Origin of the sequence: Streptomyces sp. ATCC 21386, from assembly GCF_018728545.1 — a bacterium.
GTDB lineage: Bacteria > Actinomycetota > Actinomycetes > Streptomycetales > Streptomycetaceae > Streptomyces.
Genome location: NZ_JAAVVL010000001.1, coordinates 643517 through 660379, shown reverse-complemented (window position 1 = coordinate 660379; position 16863 = coordinate 643517). Strand labels below are relative to the sequence as shown.

Below are 16863 nucleotides of genomic sequence, written 5' to 3'. Positions count from 1 at the left end.
GGGCAGCACGCGACGGGCTCCACGCACCGGCACGGCCCCGCCCCACCCACCGCCCTCCCAAGGCCCATCCCCACGCCCCCCGTCCGGCCGACCGTCGAACACTGTCAGTGCCCTCCGTTACGGTTCGTCCATGGCTGCCCGCACGAAGACCACGAAGGACCGCCCGTCCTACCGCTGCACGGAATGCGGCTGGCAGACGGCCAAGTGGCTGGGCCGCTGCCCCGAATGCCAGGCCTGGGGCACGGTCGAGGAGTACGGCACCCCTGCCGTCCGCACGACGGCCCCCGGCCGCGTCACCACCTCCGCCGTCCCCATCGCCCAGGTGGACGGCCGCCAGGCCACCGCCCGCTCCACCGGCGTCCCCGAGCTCGACCGCGTCCTCGGCGGCGGCCTCGTCCCCGGCGCCGTCGTCCTCCTCGCGGGAGAACCCGGCGTCGGCAAGTCCACCCTCCTCCTCGACGCCGCCGCCAAGTCCGCGAGCGCCGAGCACCCCACCCTGTACGTCACGGGCGAGGAGTCCGCCAGCCAGGTCCGCCTCCGCGCCGACCGCATCAACGCCCTGCACGACCACCTCTACCTCGCCGCCGAGACCGACCTCGCCGCCGTCCTCGGTCACTTGGACGCGGTCAAGCCGTCCCTGCTGATCCTCGACTCGGTCCAGACCGTCGCCTCGCCGGAGATCGACGGCGCTCCCGGCGGCATGGCCCAGGTCCGCGAGGTCGCCGGCGCCCTGATCCGCGCCTCCAAGGAGCGCGGCATGTCGACCCTCCTCGTGGGCCACGTCACCAAGGACGGCGCCATCGCGGGGCCCCGCCTCCTGGAGCACCTCGTCGACGTCGTCCTGCACTTCGAGGGCGACCGGCACGCCCGCCTCCGCCTGGTCCGCGGCGTCAAGAACCGCTACGGCGCCACGGACGAGGTCGGCTGCTTCGAGCTGCACGACGAGGGCATCACCGGCCTGACCGATCCCAGCGGCCTCTTCCTCACCCGCCGCGACGAACCCGTCCCCGGCACCTGCCTGACCGTCACCCTGGAGGGCCGCCGCCCCCTGGTCGCGGAAGTGCAGTCGCTCACAGTCGACTCGCAGCTCCCCTCCCCCCGCCGGACGACGTCCGGCCTGGAGACCTCCCGGGTCTCGATGATGCTCGCGGTCCTGGAGCAGCGCGGCCGGATCAGCGCCCTCGGCAAGCGGGACATCTACTCGGCGACGGTCGGCGGTGTGAAGCTGTCGGAGCCGGCCGCGGACCTCGCGATCGCCCTGGCGCTGGCCTCCGCGGCGAGCGACACCCCTCTCCCCAAGAACCTGGTGGCGATCGGCGAGGTGGGTCTCGCGGGCGAGGTCAGACGAGTCACAGGGGTGCAGCGGCGCCTGGCCGAAGCCCATCGTCTCGGCTTCACGCACGCGCTCGTTCCGTCCGATCCCGGCAAGGTTCCTCCCGGTATGAAGGTCCTGGAAGTGGCCGACATGGGGGACGCGCTCCGGGTACTGCCCCGATCGCGTCGGCGAGAGGCCCCACGGGACGCGGAGGACCGCCGGTAGACTTTGCCCAGGTCTCGCCCGTCCGTACGAACCACGTGTGCGAAACGGGAGCGCCCCAGAACCTGCGACCGGAGGAGTGCAGTGGCAGCCAACGACCGGGCAGCAGCTCCCGGAAAGTCCGGTGGGAGCTCCGGTGCCGATGGCCTGATGCGCGCCTCACTGAGCGCCGTGGCCCCAGGCACGGCCCTGCGCGACGGGCTTGAACGGATTCTCCGCGGCAACACCGGCGGACTCATCGTGCTCGGCTTCGACAAGACAGTCGAGCCGATGTGCACCGGTGGTTTCGTCCTGGATGTCGAGTTCACCGCCACGCGTCTGCGTGAGCTGTGCAAGCTCGACGGCGGCATCGTGCTGTCCTCGGACCTCTCCAAGATCCTCCGCGCGGGCGTCCAGCTGGTCCCCGACCCGATGATCCCGACCGAGGAGACCGGCACCCGCCACCGCACGGCCGACCGCGTCAGCAAACAGGTGGGCTTCCCCGTCGTCTCGGTCTCCCAGTCGATGCGCCTCATCGCGCTCTACGTCGACGGGCAGCGCCGCGTCCTGGAGGACTCGGCGGCGATCCTGTCCCGGGCGAACCAGGCCCTGGCGACCCTGGAGCGCTACAAGCTCCGCCTGGACGAGGTGGCGGGCACTCTCTCCGCGCTGGAGATCGAGGACCTGGTGACGGTCCGGGACGTCTCGGCGGTCGCCCAGCGACTGGAGATGGTCCGCCGCATCGCCACCGAAATCGCCGAATACGTGGTCGAACTGGGCACGGACGGCCGTCTCCTGGCCCTCCAGCTCGACGAACTGATCGCGGGCGTCGAACCGGAGCGCGAACTGGTGGTCAGGGACTACGTCCCCGAGCCCACCGCGAAGCGCTCCCGCACGGTCGACGAGGCCCTCCACGAACTCGACGCCCTCACCCACGCCGAGCTCCTCGAACTCCCCACGGTGGCCCGCGCCCTCGGCTACACCGGATCCCCCGAGGGCATGGACTCGGCCGTCTCCCCGCGCGGCTTCCGCCTCCTCGCCAAGGTTCCGCGTCTGCCCGGCGCCATCATCGACCGCCTGGTGGAGCACTTCGGCGGCCTCCAGAAGCTGCTCGCCGCCAGCGTCGACGACCTCCAGACGGTCGACGGCGTGGGCGAGGCCCGCGCCCGCAGCGTCCGCGAGGGACTGTCCCGCCTGGCGGAGTCCTCCATCCTGGAACGCTACGTCTGACCGACCGCCTCCAGCCCACCAGGCCCACCCGGCCCGGCCCGCCCCCTGACCGTCAGCCAGCCCTGCGACCGCCGACCCCCTGACCCGTCACGCCCTGGTCCAGCCGTCGGTCCTGCTCCAGCTGTCAGTCCTTACTCCAGCTGTCAGTCCTTCTCCAGTACGAAGGACGTGCGGGCCGTGGCCAGCCCCGGCGCCTTCGCCTCGACGAGGTACGTCCCGGCGGTGGCCGAACCGGCCGACGGGGTCGCGCAGTTGGGCGCGCTCGGGTCACGGTTCCACTCGACGGTGTAAGTCACCCGGTCACCGGCCGGCACCTTGAACATCAGGCTGCCCGCCGTCTCGTGGCAGTCGTCGGACGCCCAGAACGCGTCGTCGTCATCGGCGTCGGCCGGGGTGATCGTCACCACCGTGTTGTCCGGGCCGAGATCGAGCTTGCAGTCGCCGCCGGAGGAGTTGCGGGCGATGAGTTCGAACGTGGGGTTCACCCCGGGCGCGTAGGCGTTGCGCACGCTGCGCACGGTCAACTTCACGGCCCCGGCGGTGCAGTTGGGCAGGCTGGACCCCGCCGGAACCTGCTCGCCCGAGCTGCTGCCGTTCTTGCCGCCGTCGTCGGACGTACCCCCGCCCGCGGCACCGGATCCGGCACTCGTGTCCCCACCACCGGAAGCCGAGCCGGAGCCTGAACCCGACCCCGAACCGTCGCCCGCCCCGGAGCCGGAGCTGTCGCCCCCGGAGCTCGACTCGTCACCCGACTCGTCGCGTCCGCCCGGCGCTTCGCTGATCGCGGGACCGGAACCGGACGGGCCGGGAGTGATCGAGGGCGCGGGATTCTTTCCGTCGGGCCCACCCGCGTTGTTGTCGCCGTCCCCGCCCCCGCCGGTGACGACCCACACGACGAGAATCGCGAGCAGACCGACGACGGTCAGCAGAACGGCCCTCCGGCGCCAGTAGATGGTGGAGGGAAGCGGCCCGATCGGATTGCGCAGAGATCCCACGGCGCAAACTGTACGAGAGATCCGGCACTTCGCTGGCCCCACCCGCCGCCCGAAACCTCAACTTTTCCGGATCATCATCCCGGTCCTTCCCGTGATCACCCCGCCCGGGCGCCCCATGATCGCGGTGCGTGATCACAGAGCCCGTACGGGCACGTTCCGTGACCGGACCCACGCCACGCGAGCATCACCAACTCCTCGGCCCGCCAAGCCCGTTCAGGGGGGCATCCGCTCCCGGGCCCGAGTTCGCTCGCCGCTTCCCTCGACCCACCTGCCACAATCGTCCCTCCACCAACGCAGCGCGCCGCAGGACTTGGAGAAGACGATGGCCGGATCCGCGACCGTGGAGAACAGCGTCAGTGAATCGGCGTCGAAGCCTTTGCGGAAGCTGGGGTTCCTGACCATCGGGCTGTTCGACGAGGTCGACCCGCGCCGGGGCCACGAATCCACACTGGAGATCATCGAACTGGGCGAGCGGCTCGGTTTCGACAGCGCGTGGCTGCGCCACCGTCATCTGCAGTACGGCATCTCCTCTCCCGTCGCGGTCATGGCCGCCGCCTCGCAGCGCACGAGCCGTATCGAACTGGGCACCGCTGTCATCCCGTTGGGCTGGGAGAACCCGCTGCGGCTCGCCGAGGACCTGGCCACGGTCGACCTCCTCTCCGGCGGCCGGGTCAACCCGGGGGTCAGCGTCGGACCGCCGATGCACTACGACACCGTCAAGGCGGCGCTCTATCCGGACACCGCCGAGGCGGAGGACTTCAGCTTCGAACGGGTCCGGCGGCTCCTGGACTTCGTCCGCGGCGAGACGGCCACCGGCTTCAGCGGCACCGAGGGGTTCGAGGTCTTCTCCGACCGGGTCCAGCCGCACTCCCCCGGGCTGGGCGCCCGGATGTGGTACGGCGGCGGCAGCCTGCGGTCGGCGCGGTGGGCCGGCGAGAACGGGATGAACTTCCTGACCAGCAGCGTGGTGAAGGCGGAGCCGGCGGAGGGGGCGGCGGCGGAGCCGGGGACGGCGGCCGCATCCGAGACGGTGGACTTCGCCGAGATCCAGCGCTCGCAGATCCGGGAGTTCCGGGCGCACCACCCCGACGGCGAGCGGGCCCGGGTCTCCCAGGGACTCGTCGTCATCCCGACCGACTCCGCGAGTGCGGAGCAGCGCGCCAGGTACGAGGCGTACGCGGCGAAGCGGTTGCCCCGGACCACGGCGCCGCAGGGGCCGGGGCGGCTCGTGTTCGCGCCGGATCTGGTGGGCACGTCCGCGGAGATCGCCGAGCGGTTGCGGGCGCACGCCGGGTTCCGCGAGGTCGACGAGGTGGCGTTCGCGCTCCCGTTCACGTTCGAGCACGAGGACTATGTGCAGATCCTGACGGACATCGCGACGAAGCTGGGGCCGGCGTTGGGGTGGGAGCCGGCGGGCTGACGTGCCGCGGAAGAGCTCAGTGGGTCAGGTGGGTCGGCCGGGTGCGGCTCCGGTGGAGCGCCTCGCACCCGGCTGACCCACCCCAGACACCCACCCCAGACACCCCCCACCAGAACCCGCCCCCACCACCCCCCGCATGGCAGGATCGACCGTGCCATGACTGCACCCACGAAACCCCAGAGCAGCCCTGCCGACGTAACCCCAACCCCCACCCCCACCTCCGTCCCCGCCCCCACGCCCGCCCCGGCACCCACCGCCCTGCACACCCCGGTGATCGCCTGGTTCGAGACGCACGCCCGTGACCTGCCCTGGCGACGACCGGAGGCCGGCCCCTGGGGGGTGATGGTCAGCGAGTTCATGCTCCAGCAGACACCGGTCAACCGTGTACTGCCCGTCTACGAGCAGTGGTTGGCGCGCTGGCCCCGCCCGGCGGATCTCGCGAAGGAACCCCCGGGCGAGGCGGTGCGCGCCTGGGGCCGGCTCGGCTACCCGCGCCGCGCGCTACGGCTGCACGGCGCCGCGGTGGCCATAACGGAACGGCACGGCGGAGACGTACCCCGTGATCACGCGCAGCTGCTCGCGCTGCCCGGGATCGGCGAGTACACGGCCGCGGCGGTGGCCTCGTTCGCGTACGGACAGCGGCACGCCGTGCTCGACACGAACGTGCGGCGGGTCTTCGCCCGCGCGGTGAGCGGCACGCAGTACCCGCCGAACGCGACCACGGCCGCCGAGCGGAAGCTGGCCCGGGCCCTGCTGCCCGAGGACGACGGGACGGCGTCCCGGTGGGCGGCCGCGTCGATGGAGCTGGGCGCGCTGGTGTGCACGGCGAAGAACGAGACGTGCGGGCGCTGCCCGATCGCCGGACAGTGCGCCTGGCGGCTGGCCGGGAAGCCCGCGCACGAGGGCCCGGCACGGCGCGGGCAGACGTACGCCGGTACCGACCGTCAGGTCCGCGGCAAGCTGCTCGCCGTCCTGCGGGACGCGATCGCGCCGGTGCCGCAGGCGGTTCTCGACCGGGTGTGGGACGAGCCCGTGCAACGTGCCCGCGCCCTGGACGGACTGGTCTCCGACGGACTGGTGGAACCCCTCCCGGGCGGCCTCTACCGGCTCCCCCTCACCTGACCCTCCGGTGTCGTCGACGGGGTAAAACGGCCCATCTCATCCCCAAAGCCCACCCCGCTTTACCCCGTTCCTACTTTCGTTACACAACCGACGGACAGCCGAGCGTTCTCCGCAGGCTGCCTCGGACGTCTCCGTGACAACCCCTCCGTAGCTTCATTGGCGTACCGCAGGAACCCGCGAAACGAACCGGCGGATCCGGCGGAACGAGCGATACGCACCGCGCGACACACCGCGCGGCACGAAGCGGCGGACAACCGGCACCGCGCGACAGCGCGGACGTCGGAAACGGGGAACGGAGGCGGTTGATCATGGCGCACGGCGAGGTGCTCGAATTCGAGGAGTACGTCCGTACCCGGCAGGACGCGTTGCTGCGCAGCGCCCGTCGGCTCGTGCCGGACCCGGTGGACGCCCAGGATCTGCTGCAGACGGCGCTGGCGCGGACGTACGGCCGCTGGGACGGCATCGCGGACAAGCGGCTGGCCGACGCCTATCTGCGCCGGGTCATGATCAACACGCGGACCGAGTGGTGGCGGGCCCGGAAGCTGGAGGAGGTCCCGACCGAGCAGCTGCCGGACGCCCGCATCGAGGACTCCACCGAGCAGCACGCGGACCGCGCCCTCCTGATGGACATCATGAAGGTGCTGGCACCCAAGCAGCGCAGTGTCGTGGTGCTGCGACACTGGGAGCAGATGTCCACGGAGGAGACGGCCGCCGCCCTCGGCATGTCGGCCGGCACGGTCAAGAGCACGCTGCACCGTGCACTGGCCCGGCTCCGCGAGGAGTTGGAGTCGCGGGACCACGAAGAGCGCGCCGCCCGTGCGCTCGAAGCGAGCGAGGAGCAGGAGCGTTGCGCGGCCTGAGCACAGCGGCCGGTCCCCGTCCGGGGGTCAGGCAGGCGACGAAGGCGGTGATCACGGCGGTGGCCGTGCTCGCCGCCCTCGCCCTTTCCGTGTCCGCCTGCGGCACGGGCGGCACAGGTGCCCGGGACGAGGGGCCGGCCGACAGCGACTCCCTCGCGACGGGCGCGGCCACCCCGTCCGCCTCCGGTTCGGCGGACGCCGAGGACGACCATCCGAGCGTCGACGAGGTCGTCCGGATCGTCCGCGCGGACCCGGAGGTCAGCAAGGCGGTCAAGAGCGATCTGCGGCCGTGTGTGGCCGACGAGTACCCGGTGGACGTGACGTACGGGGACCTGACCGGGGCCTCGTCCGACGACCTCGTGGTGAATGTGATGACCTGTGCGGACGCCGTCGGTGTGGCGTCGTACGTGTACCGCGCGGAGAGGAAGGGGACGTACCGGAGCGTCTTCCGGTCCGAACAGCCGCCCGTCTACGCGGAGATAGACCGGGGCGACCTCCTCGTCACCCGGCAGCTGTACGAGAATGGCGACCCGTCGTCGTACCCGTCCAGCGAGGAAGTGGCCACCTATCGCTGGATCAAGGACGACTTCGTCCAGCGCTCCAACACACGCACCGAGTACAGCAGTGCCGTGGGCGGCACGGAGTCGGCGACGCCCGAACCGAGCTGAGCCCGTCCGGTCACAGCGATCCCGACCGACCGCCGACCGCGTACGACGCTCCTGACCGTCCCGGACCCGCCCCGGATCACGACGTCCCGACCGTCCCCGACCACGACGGCCAACCGTCCCCCACCGTCCCACCGTCCCGAAACCGTTGCGACCCACCGCGACCGAGAGCGAGCGAGATCACCGGATGGCAGAGCAGACCCACGTCCTGTTCGTCGAGGACGACGACGTCATCCGCGAGGCCACCCAGCTCGCCCTGGAGCGGGACGGCTTCGCGGTCACGGCCATGCCCGACGGACTGTCGGGGCTGGAGGCGTTCCGCGCGAACCGGCCCGACATCGCCCTCCTCGACGTCATGGTCCCGGGTCTGGACGGGGTCTCCCTGTGCCGCCGCATCCGTGACGAGTCGACCGTCCCGGTGATCATGCTCTCCGCGCGCGCCGACTCCATCGACGTGGTGCTGGGGCTGGAGGCGGGCGCCGACGACTACGTGACCAAGCCGTTCGACGGCGCGGTCCTGGTCGCCCGGATCCGCGCGGTGCTGCGCCGCTTCGGGCACGCGAGCGGCAGCGAGGCCAAGGCGGAGGAGACCGGGGCGGCGGGCACCGGCGGGGTGCTCACCTTCGGCGAACTGGAGATCGACACCGAGGGCATGGAGGTACGGAGGTCGGGGGAGCCGGTGGCGCTGACGCCGACCGAGATGCGGCTGCTGCTGGAGTTCTCGTCCGCCCCCGGCACGGTGCTCTCCCGCGACAAGCTGCTCGAACGCGTGTGGGACTACGGCTGGGGCGGGGACACCCGGGTCGTCGACGTCCATGTCCAGCGGCTGCGCGCGAAGATCGGCCAGGACCGGATCGACACGGTCCGCGGCTTCGGCTACAAGCTCAAGGCCTGAGCGGGGACGGGGCCGAGATGGAGTCGAGGGGCATACGGGCACGGCGGGCCCCGGAGGCGACCCGTGTCGTCGGTCGCCCGTCCGCCGCGGGTTCCGCGTCGGATACGAGACGTGCGGCAGGCGCGGGGCCAGCCGCCGGCGCCGGGCCCGCCTCGGGCATCCGGACGGGGCTGCGCTGGCAGTTGAGCGCGGCGATCGCCCTGGTGGGCGCGCTGGTGGCGGTCGCGCTGAGCCTGGTCGTGCACAACGCGGCACGGGTCTCGATGCTCGACAACTCGCGGGACCTCGCCGACGAGCGCATCCAGGTCGCCCAGCGCATGTACGAGTCGGGCCGCCCGCTGAAGTCGGGCGCCTTCGGCGTGAAGATCGACGACCCCGAGATCCCGGGGGACCTTCTGGCCAAGGTCAGGGAGGGCCGCAGGGCCACGTACGTGTCCGAGGGCGAGAACGGGGTGCCCGACATCTGGGCGGCGGTCCCGCTGAAGGACAAGCGTGTCCTGTCGCTCCACACCGACTTCACCGACCACAGCTCGGCCGTGATGCGGGACCTCGACCAGGCCCTGCTGATCGGCTCGATCGCGGTCGTCTTCGGCGGCTCGGCCCTCGGGGTCCTGATCGGCGGCCAGATGTCCCGCCGACTGCGCAAGGCGGCGGCCGCCGCGCACGAGGTGGCCAAGGGCGAGTCGGACGTACGGGTGCAGGACGCGATCGGCGGTGTCGTCCGCGACGAGACCGCCGAGCTGGCGCGGGCCGTGGACGCCATGGCCGACACCCTGCGGCAGCGCATCGAGGCGGAGCGCCGGGTGACGGCGGACATCGCGCACGAGCTGCGTACGCCGGTGACCGGGCTGCTGACGGCCGCGGAGCTGCTGCCGCCGGGCCGCCCCTCCGAGCTGGTCCGCGACCGGGCGCAGGCGATGCGCACGCTCGTCGAGGACGTGCTGGAGGTGGCCCGTCTCGACGGGGCCTCCGAGCGGGCCGAGTTGCAGGACATCATGCTGGGTGAGTTCGTGGCCCGGCGGGTGGCGGCGAAGAACGCGGACGTGCGGGTGCAGGTCGTGCACGAGTCGGAGGTGACGACCGACCCCCGCCGTCTCGAGCGGGTCCTGCTGAACCTGCTGGCCAACGCGGCCAAGCACGGCCGACCGCCGATCGAGGTGTCCGTCGAGGGCCGCGTCATCCGGGTCCGCGACCATGGCCCCGGCTTCCCCGAGGAGCTTCTCGCGGACGGGCCCCGCCGTTTCCGCACCGGGGCTTCGGACCGGGCCGGCCAGGGGCACGGGCTCGGCCTCACCATCGCCGCCGGTCAGGCACGCGTCCTCGGCGCCCGCCTCACCTTCCGCAACGTCCGCCCGCCGGGTTCCCCGGACACGGTCCCGGCCGAGGGCGCGGTCGCGGTCCTGTGGCTCCCGGAACACGCCCCGACGAACACGGGGAGCTACCCGATGCTGCCGATGTCGAACGACTAGCCCTGGCGGGCGGCGGGGGCGGCGTCTCGGGTGCGGGTGCGTGGCGCTTCTCGCGCAGTTCCCCGCGCCCCTGAAGACCAGGCCCTGCGGGCCTCAAAGACCACGGCCCTGCGGCCTGAAGGGCGACGGGGCCGCGGGGGAAAAGCACGGGGCGCAGCCCCTGCTTTTCAGGGGCGCGGGGAACTGCGCGAGACGCCCCACCGGGCCCGCGGTCGCCAACGAACCCGCACCCCCACTCTCAGGCGCGCACCATGCCCTCGGCGGCCTCCGCCCTGCCCGAGGCCTCCGCCTCGGGCGACCCGGCGGCCCCCCGCAACGGCACCTCCTTCACGAACACCGCCGCCACCAGCGCCACCACGGAGACGACCGCCCCCAGCAGGAACGCCGAGTGCGTCCCCGCGGACACCGCGTACTGGTACGCCTCCCGCGCGGCCTCCGGCAGCTTCGCCAGACTCGCCGCGTCCAGTTGCGCCGACTGCTCGGTCACCTTGGACCCCAGCGCCCCGGCCCGCTCGGCCATCACGTCCTGCACCCGGCTGTTGAACAGCGCGCCCATGATCGCGACCCCGAAGGACGACCCGAGGGTCCGGGACAGCGTGGTCGTGGACGACGCCACCCCCATGTCCTTCATCTCGACGCTGTTCTGCGCGACCAGCATGGTGATCTGCATCAGGCAACCCATACCGGCACCCAGTACGGCCATGTACAGCCCGGACGTCACCCGGCTCGTCCCGGTGTCCATCTGCGCCAGCAGGAACAGCCCCACGATCATCAGGACGCTCCCGACGACCGGGAAGACCTTGTAGCGGCCGCTGTTCGTGGTCACCCGCCCGGCCACCATCGACACCGCGAGCATCGCTCCCAGCATCGGCAGCAGCAACAGCCCGGAGTTCGTCGCGGACGCGCCCTGCACCGACTGCTGGTACAGCGGCAGGAACAGCACGGCGCCGAACATCACGAAGCCGGTGAAGAACCCGATCAGGGACATCAGCGTGAAGTTCCGGCTGCGGAAGATGTGCAGCGGGATCACCGGCTCGGCCGCCCGCTTCTGCACGAACACGAACCCGACCAGCGAGGTGACCCCGAGCGCGATCAGCTCCATGATGACCGCCGAGCCCCAGGCGTACTCGGTGCCGCCCCACGTGGTGACCAGCACGATCGCCGTGATGCCGACGGTCAGCAGGCCCGCGCCCAGGTAGTCGATGTTCCGCGCCGACCGTCCCTCGCGCGACGGCTTCGGCAGATGCAGCACGGCACTGACGGCGATCAGCGCCACGACTCCGAGCGGCAGGTTGATGTAGAAGGACCAGCGCCAGCCCCAGTGGTCCGTGATGGACCCGCCCACCAGCGGTCCGGCGATCATGGCGAGGGCCATCACCCCGGCCATCATGCCCTGGTACTTGCCGCGCTCCCGGGGCGGTATGAGGTCGCCGATGATCGCCATGACGCCGACCATCAGCCCGCCGGCGCCGAGTCCCTGCACCGCGCGGAACCCGATGAGCTGGCCCATGTCCTGGGCCATGCCGCTCAGCGCCGACCCGATCAGGAAGAGCACGATCGAGGTCATGAAGACCCGCTTGCGGCCGTAGAGGTCGCCGAGCTTGCCCCAGATGGGCGTGGAGGCGGCGGTCGCGAGCGTGTAGGCGGTGACGACCCACGAGAGGTGTTCGAGCCCGCCCAGCTCGCCCACGATCGTCGGCATCGCGGTGCCGATGATCATGTTGTCGAGCATCGCGAGCAGCATGGCGATCATGAGTGCGAGCAGCACCACCCGCACACTGCGCGACTGCGGCCCCTCCGCCTCGGCCCCACCGCTCACGTCGTTCTTCTTCTCCGCATCCATCGCGGCCCTCCACTCCCCCCGGAGTTCCCGTGCACTTACTTGCCGACCGGCTAGTTGTCTACACTTAGGGAAGCTAGGCCCCTAACTAGCCGGGCGTCAAGTAAGTTCGACGCGCTTGGCCGAGGCTTGACCGACCCGGGCCGTCCGAGCGGCGAGGAGTACGAGGATGAGCGGCACGACACGGGACGCGACGGGCCCGACGAGCCCGACACCGAAGCGGCAGCGTCGCGGCGACACCCGCCAGCGCATCCAGGACGTCGCCCTCGAGCTCTTCGCCGAGCAGGGCTACGAGAAGACCTCGCTGCGGGAGATCGCCGAACGCCTCGATGTGACGAAGGCGGCGCTGTACTACCACTTCAAGACCAAGGAGGACATCCTCATCGGTCTCTTCCAGGACCTGCAGCGCCCGATCGACGAACTGATCGAATGGGCGGGCACCCAGCCGCGCACCCTCGACACCAAGCGGGAGATCCTGCGCCGCTACAGCCTGGCCCTGGCCGATGTCGCCCCCCTCTTCCGCTTCATGCAGGAGAACCAGGCGACGGTCCGTGAGCTGAGCGTCGGCGAGACGTTCAAGGACCGCATGATCCGGCTGATCGACACCATCAAGGAACCGGACGCCGCCCTGGCCGACCAGGTCCGCTGCACGAGCGCCCTGTTCACCATGCACGCCGGCATGTTCGTCCTCAGGGACCTCGACGGCGACCCAGAGGAGAAGCGCAAGGCCGTTCTGGAGGTCGCGATCGACCTGGTGACCCAGGCACACGCCGGCACCCCCCACTCGTGAGGGCCCTCGTATCGGGGTAATACCCCCAGAGCCCTCGGGGACCTCCCGACCGCATCCCGGCCGCATCGCCACGAGGAGGCCCGAGTGAAAGCCGACGACTACGCCCGGATGACCGACGAGGAGCGCGCCGCCCGCGACCGCAGAAGCCACCGCATCGCACTCGCCACCTCTGCGGCGGGCGTGATCCTGATGCTCGTCCTCATCGCCTTCTTCAACGACTACTACGCCGACACCCCGATGTGCGGCACGGGCCAGGACTACGGCCCGTGCTGAGCGGCACGGGCCTCGGGTCCGATCGGATCAGACGCTGACGCCCTTGGTCCGCAGGAAGGCGACCGGGTCGATGGCGGAGCCGTAGTTCGCGGTCGTACGGATCTCGAAGTGCAGGTGCGGCCCGCTGGAGTTACCGGTGTTGCCGGAGAGGGCTATACGCTGCCCGGTCTTGACGACCTGGCCGACCTTCACGTTCACCTTGGACAGGTGGGCGTACTGCGAGAACGTGCCGTTGCCGTGCTTGACGACGACGGCGTTGCCGTACGCCGGGCCGTCACCGGCGCCGTTGCCGCCGGCCTTCACGACGGTGCCGCCGTGGGCGGCGGCGACGGCCGTACCGCTCTTGACGGCGAAGTCCTGGCCGCTGTGCTTCGCGGACCACATGTTGCCGGCCTGGGCGAACCGCGCGCTCAGCTTGTAGCCCTTGACGGGGCTGACCCAGGAGGCGGCCTTCTTGGCGGCGGCGGTCTGGACGGTGGCGGTGCCGGCGCTCGTGGCCTGAGCACCACCGGCGGCGGCCGCGACCCCGGCCCCCAGCACACCCGAGACACCCACACCCACGGCCGCCACGGCGGCACGGACACGGAGCTGGGACATACGGGAACGGGGAGTGCGAACACGCTGCGACATGGAGTACCTCACGGGAGACGGAGACAGGGAACGTGCCTCGACGGACACGAATCCCACCCGGCACACATCTGCGGCCGCCGAATGGGACACCCCTTGGTACCCCGACGCCCCGAAACCCCCCAAACATGTGACCTACGACCGAACGTCGTAGGTCCCCATAAAACGCACCTCACATTGACACCCACCCACAAACCGTCCCCCACCTGCACGGCAGCAATCAAATCCCCCGCCATCACACCCAAATGTCCGTTTTGACCTTCACTCCTTCGCCACTATTCCGTCTAGTACCGGACAAATGACCTGTGCGGCACGTCACCGGTACCGACCTGAAAGACCTCCGGAATGTGACGCCCCCTACGAGGCCCACATCACTCACGGGACGATGGATTCCGGCAGCGAAAAGGGGCTGCCCCGGGACCGAAGTCCCGGGGCAGCCCCTTTGTCGCTCAGGCCGAGCGCGGCGGTTACGCGTCCTTGCTCAGGTTCGGCCCGGCACCGCCGGCCGCCTGCTCGATCGGCGGCACGTCCGGCAGCGCCGACTTCTCCTCACCCCGGAAGGTGAAGGTGGCCGCGTCGCCCTCGCCCTCGGTGTCCACGACCACGATGTGGCCGGGGCGCAGCTCGCCGAAGAGGATCTTCTCGGAGAGGGTGTCCTCGATCTCGCGCTGGATGGTCCGGCGCAGCGGCCGGGCGCCCAGCACGGGGTCGTACCCCTTCTTGGACAGCAGTTCCTTGGCGGACTGGGAGAGCTCGATGCCCATGTCCCGGTCCTTCAGGCGCTCGTCGACCTTGCCGATCATCAGGTCGACGATCGCGAGGATGTCCTCCTGCGTCAGCTGCGGGAAGACGACGACGTCGTCGACACGGTTGAGGAACTCGGGCCGGAAGTGCTGCTTGAGCTCGTCCGAGACCTTGTTCTTCATGCGCTCGTAGTTGGTCTTCTTGTCGCCCGAGGCCGCGAAGCCCAGGTTGAAGCCCTTGGAGATGTCCCGGGTGCCGAGGTTGGTCGTCATGATGATGACCGTGTTCTTGAAGTCCACGACCCGGCCCTGGGAGTCGGTCAGGCGACCGTCCTCCAGGATCTGCAGCAGCGAGTTGAAGATGTCCGGGTGGGCCTTCTCGACCTCGTCGAAGAGGACGACGGAGAACGGCTTGCGGCGGACCTTCTCGGTCAGCTGGCCGCCCTCTTCGTAGCCCACGTATCCGGGCGGGGAACCGAAGAGCCGGGAGACCGTGTGCTTCTCGCTGAACTCCGACATGTCGAGGGAGATCAGCGCGTCCTCGTCGCCGAAGAGGAACTCGGCGAGCGCCTTGGACAGCTCGGTCTTACCGACACCGGACGGGCCGGCGAAGATGAACGAACCACCGGGACGCTTGGGGTCCTTCAGACCGGCACGCGTACGACGGATCGCCTTCGACAGCGCCTTGACGGCGTCGACCTGGCCGATGACCCGCTTGTGGAGCTCGTCCTCCATGCGCAGCAGACGCGAGGACTCCTCCTCGGTGAGCTTGAAGACCGGGATGCCGGTGGCGGTCGCGAGGACCTCGGCGATCAGCTCGCCGTCGACCTCGGCGACGACGTCCATGTCGCCGGCCTTCCACTCCTTCTCCCGCTTGGCCTTGGCGGCCAGGAGCTGCTTCTCCTTGTCGCGGAGGGAGGCGGCCTTCTCGAAGTCCTGCGAGTCGATCGCGGACTCCTTGTCCCGGCGGACACCGGCGATCTTCTCGTCGAACTCGCGGAGGTCCGGCGGCGCGGTCATCCGGCGGATGCGCATCCGGGAACCGGCCTCGTCGATCAGGTCGATCGCCTTGTCCGGCAGGAAGCGGTCCGAGATGTACCGGTCGGCCAGGGTCGCGGCCTGGACGAGGGCCTCGTCCGTGATAGAGACACGGTGGTGGGCCTCGTACCGGTCGCGCAGACCCTTGAGGATCTCGATGGTGTGCGGGAGCGAGGGCTCGGCGACCTGGATGGGCTGGAACCGGCGCTCCAGGGCCGCGTCCTTCTCCAGGTGCTTGCGGTACTCGTCCAGGGTGGTGGCACCGATGGTCTGCAGCTCACCGCGGGCCAGCATCGGCTTCAGGATCGAAGCGGCGTCGATGGCGCCCTCGGCGGCACCCGCACCGACCAGCGTGTGCAGCTCGTCGATGAACAGGATGATGTCGCCGCGGGTGCGGATCTCCTTGAGCACCTTCTTCAGGCGCTCCTCGAAGTCACCGCGGTAGCGGGAGCCGGCGACCAGCGCGCCGAGGTCGAGGGTGTAGAGGTGCTTGTCCTTGAGGGTCTCGGGCACCTCGCCCTTGACGATGGCCTGGGCGAGGCCCTCGACGACGGCGGTCTTGCCGACGCCGGGCTCACCGATCAGGACCGGGTTGTTCTTGGTACGGCGGGACAGCACCTGCATGACCCGCTCGATCTCCTTCTCGCGCCCGATGACCGGGTCGAGCTTGGACTCACGAGCGGCCTGGGTGAGGTTCCGGCCGAACTGGTCGAGGACCAGGGACGTCGAGGGGGTGCCCTCGGCGGGTCCGCCGGCGGTGGCGGTCTCCTTGCCCTGGTAACCGGAGAGCAGCTGGATGACCTGCTGCCGCACCCGGTTGAGATCTGCGCCCAGCTTGACCAGGACCTGGGCGGCGACGCCCTCGCCCTCACGGATCAGGCCGAGCAGGATGTGCTCCGTGCCGATGTAGTTGTGGCCCAGCTGAAGGGCCTCGCGGAGCGACAGCTCCAGGACCTTCTTGGCACGGGGGGTGAAGGGGATGTGGCCGGACGGAGCCTGCTGCCCCTGCCCGATGATCTCCTCCACCTGCTGGCGGACCGCCTCGAGCGAAATCCCGAGGCTCTCCAGGGCCTTAGCGGCGACACCCTCACCCTCGTGGATCAGGCCCAGGAGGATGTGCTCGGTGCCGATGTAGTTGTGGTTGAGCATCCGGGCTTCTTCCTGAGCCAGGACGACAACCCGCCGCGCGCGGTCGGTGAACCTCTCGAACATCGTTAATCGCTCCTCAGAGCGGTCAGGCAGTGAGGGGACGCTCCCCTCGCTGTCCTTCCGCAGCTTAGTCCCGCAAGCGGGGACCGCTCATTCCAACTGCCGACACCGTCCTTGGCCTCCTGACCCCGAACGCCGACATCTGCTCCAACCCGATGGTGCGAGACGATG

General features: G+C 70.5%; 14 protein-coding genes. 10 read left to right on the top strand and 4 right to left on the bottom strand.

The features are described from left to right. Window positions 1–130 precede the first annotated feature (130 nt). Together radA and disA are read left to right on the top strand one after the other, a co-directional pair. Window positions 131–1540 (top strand): DNA repair protein RadA, encoded by a 1410-nt coding sequence (gene radA / locus GWK25_RS02855; RefSeq protein ID WP_215448343.1) that lies wholly within the window; start codon window positions 131–133, stop codon window positions 1538–1540. An 81-nt stretch (window positions 1541–1621) separates the two neighbouring features. Continuing rightward, complete coding sequence (gene disA, locus GWK25_RS02850; RefSeq protein WP_045562654.1) at window positions 1622–2746, top strand: DNA integrity scanning diadenylate cyclase DisA; 1125 nt, start codon at window positions 1622–1624, stop codon at window positions 2744–2746. A 143-nt stretch (window positions 2747–2889) separates the two neighbouring features. On the opposite strand, the gene GWK25_RS02845 is transcribed toward disA, so the two are convergent. Further along, window positions 2890–3741: a hypothetical protein gene (locus GWK25_RS02845; RefSeq protein ID WP_215448342.1), complete on the bottom strand. Its 852-nt coding sequence runs from the start codon at window positions 3739–3741 to the stop codon at window positions 2890–2892. A gap of 322 nt (window positions 3742–4063) precedes the next feature. Between GWK25_RS02845 and GWK25_RS02840 the strand changes: the two genes are divergently transcribed. From GWK25_RS02840 to cseC, 6 genes are all read left to right on the top strand, one after another. Next, a complete protein-coding gene (locus GWK25_RS02840) occupies window positions 4064–5161 on the top strand; it encodes an LLM class flavin-dependent oxidoreductase (RefSeq protein WP_215448341.1) in 1098 nt (365 codons plus the stop codon). Between the two features lie 156 nt (window positions 5162–5317). Then, entirely contained in the window at window positions 5318–6283 is a 966-nt protein-coding gene (locus tag GWK25_RS02835) for an A/G-specific adenine glycosylase (protein ID WP_251828681.1), read from the top strand. Window positions 6284–6591: 308 nt separating this feature from the next. After that, window positions 6592–7143 carry a SigE family RNA polymerase sigma factor gene (locus GWK25_RS02830; protein WP_215448340.1) on the top strand — a complete coding sequence of 184 codons (552 nt, stop codon included), beginning with the start codon at window positions 6592–6594 and terminating at the stop codon, window positions 7141–7143. Continuing rightward, window positions 7131–7811: a hypothetical protein gene (locus tag GWK25_RS02825; RefSeq protein ID WP_215448339.1), complete on the top strand. Its 681-nt coding sequence runs from the start codon at window positions 7131–7133 to the stop codon at window positions 7809–7811. The genes GWK25_RS02830 and GWK25_RS02825 overlap by 13 nt, the downstream gene beginning before the upstream one ends. 184 nt (window positions 7812–7995) lie before the next feature. Beyond that, entirely contained in the window at window positions 7996–8703 is a 708-nt protein-coding gene (cseB, locus tag GWK25_RS02820; RefSeq protein WP_215448338.1) for a two-component system response regulator CseB, read from the top strand. Continuing rightward, window positions 8592–10172, top strand: coding sequence for a two-component system sensor histidine kinase CseC (gene cseC, locus GWK25_RS02815; RefSeq protein ID WP_251829379.1), 1581 nt, complete (start codon window positions 8592–8594; stop codon window positions 10170–10172). The genes cseB and cseC overlap by 112 nt, the downstream gene beginning before the upstream one ends. Before the next feature lie 238 nt (window positions 10173–10410). Here cseC and GWK25_RS02810 read toward each other — a convergent pair whose 3' ends face one another. After that, entirely contained in the window at window positions 10411–12015 is a 1605-nt protein-coding gene (locus tag GWK25_RS02810; protein ID WP_215448336.1) for an MDR family MFS transporter, read from the bottom strand. Between the two features lie 166 nt (window positions 12016–12181). On the opposite strand from GWK25_RS02810, the gene GWK25_RS02805 reads away from it, so the two are divergent. Then, window positions 12182–12802, top strand: a complete 621-nt coding sequence (locus GWK25_RS02805; protein WP_215448335.1) for a TetR/AcrR family transcriptional regulator — start codon at window positions 12182–12184, stop codon at window positions 12800–12802. 84 nt (window positions 12803–12886) lie between these two features. Then, entirely contained in the window at window positions 12887–13075 is a 189-nt protein-coding gene (locus GWK25_RS02800) for a hypothetical protein (protein WP_215448334.1), read from the top strand. Between the two features lie 27 nt (window positions 13076–13102). On the opposite strand, the gene GWK25_RS02795 is transcribed toward GWK25_RS02800, so the two are convergent. Both GWK25_RS02795 and GWK25_RS02790 read right to left on the bottom strand, forming a co-directional pair. Further along, entirely contained in the window at window positions 13103–13705 is a 603-nt protein-coding gene (locus tag GWK25_RS02795) for a M23 family metallopeptidase (protein ID WP_215448333.1), read from the bottom strand. Between the two features lie 464 nt (window positions 13706–14169). After that, the gene (locus GWK25_RS02790; RefSeq protein WP_215448332.1) at window positions 14170–16695 is read right to left on the bottom strand and encodes an ATP-dependent Clp protease ATP-binding subunit; all 2526 of its coding nucleotides are present in this window, start codon (window positions 16693–16695) and stop codon (window positions 14170–14172) included. Window positions 16696–16863 lie beyond the last annotated feature (168 nt).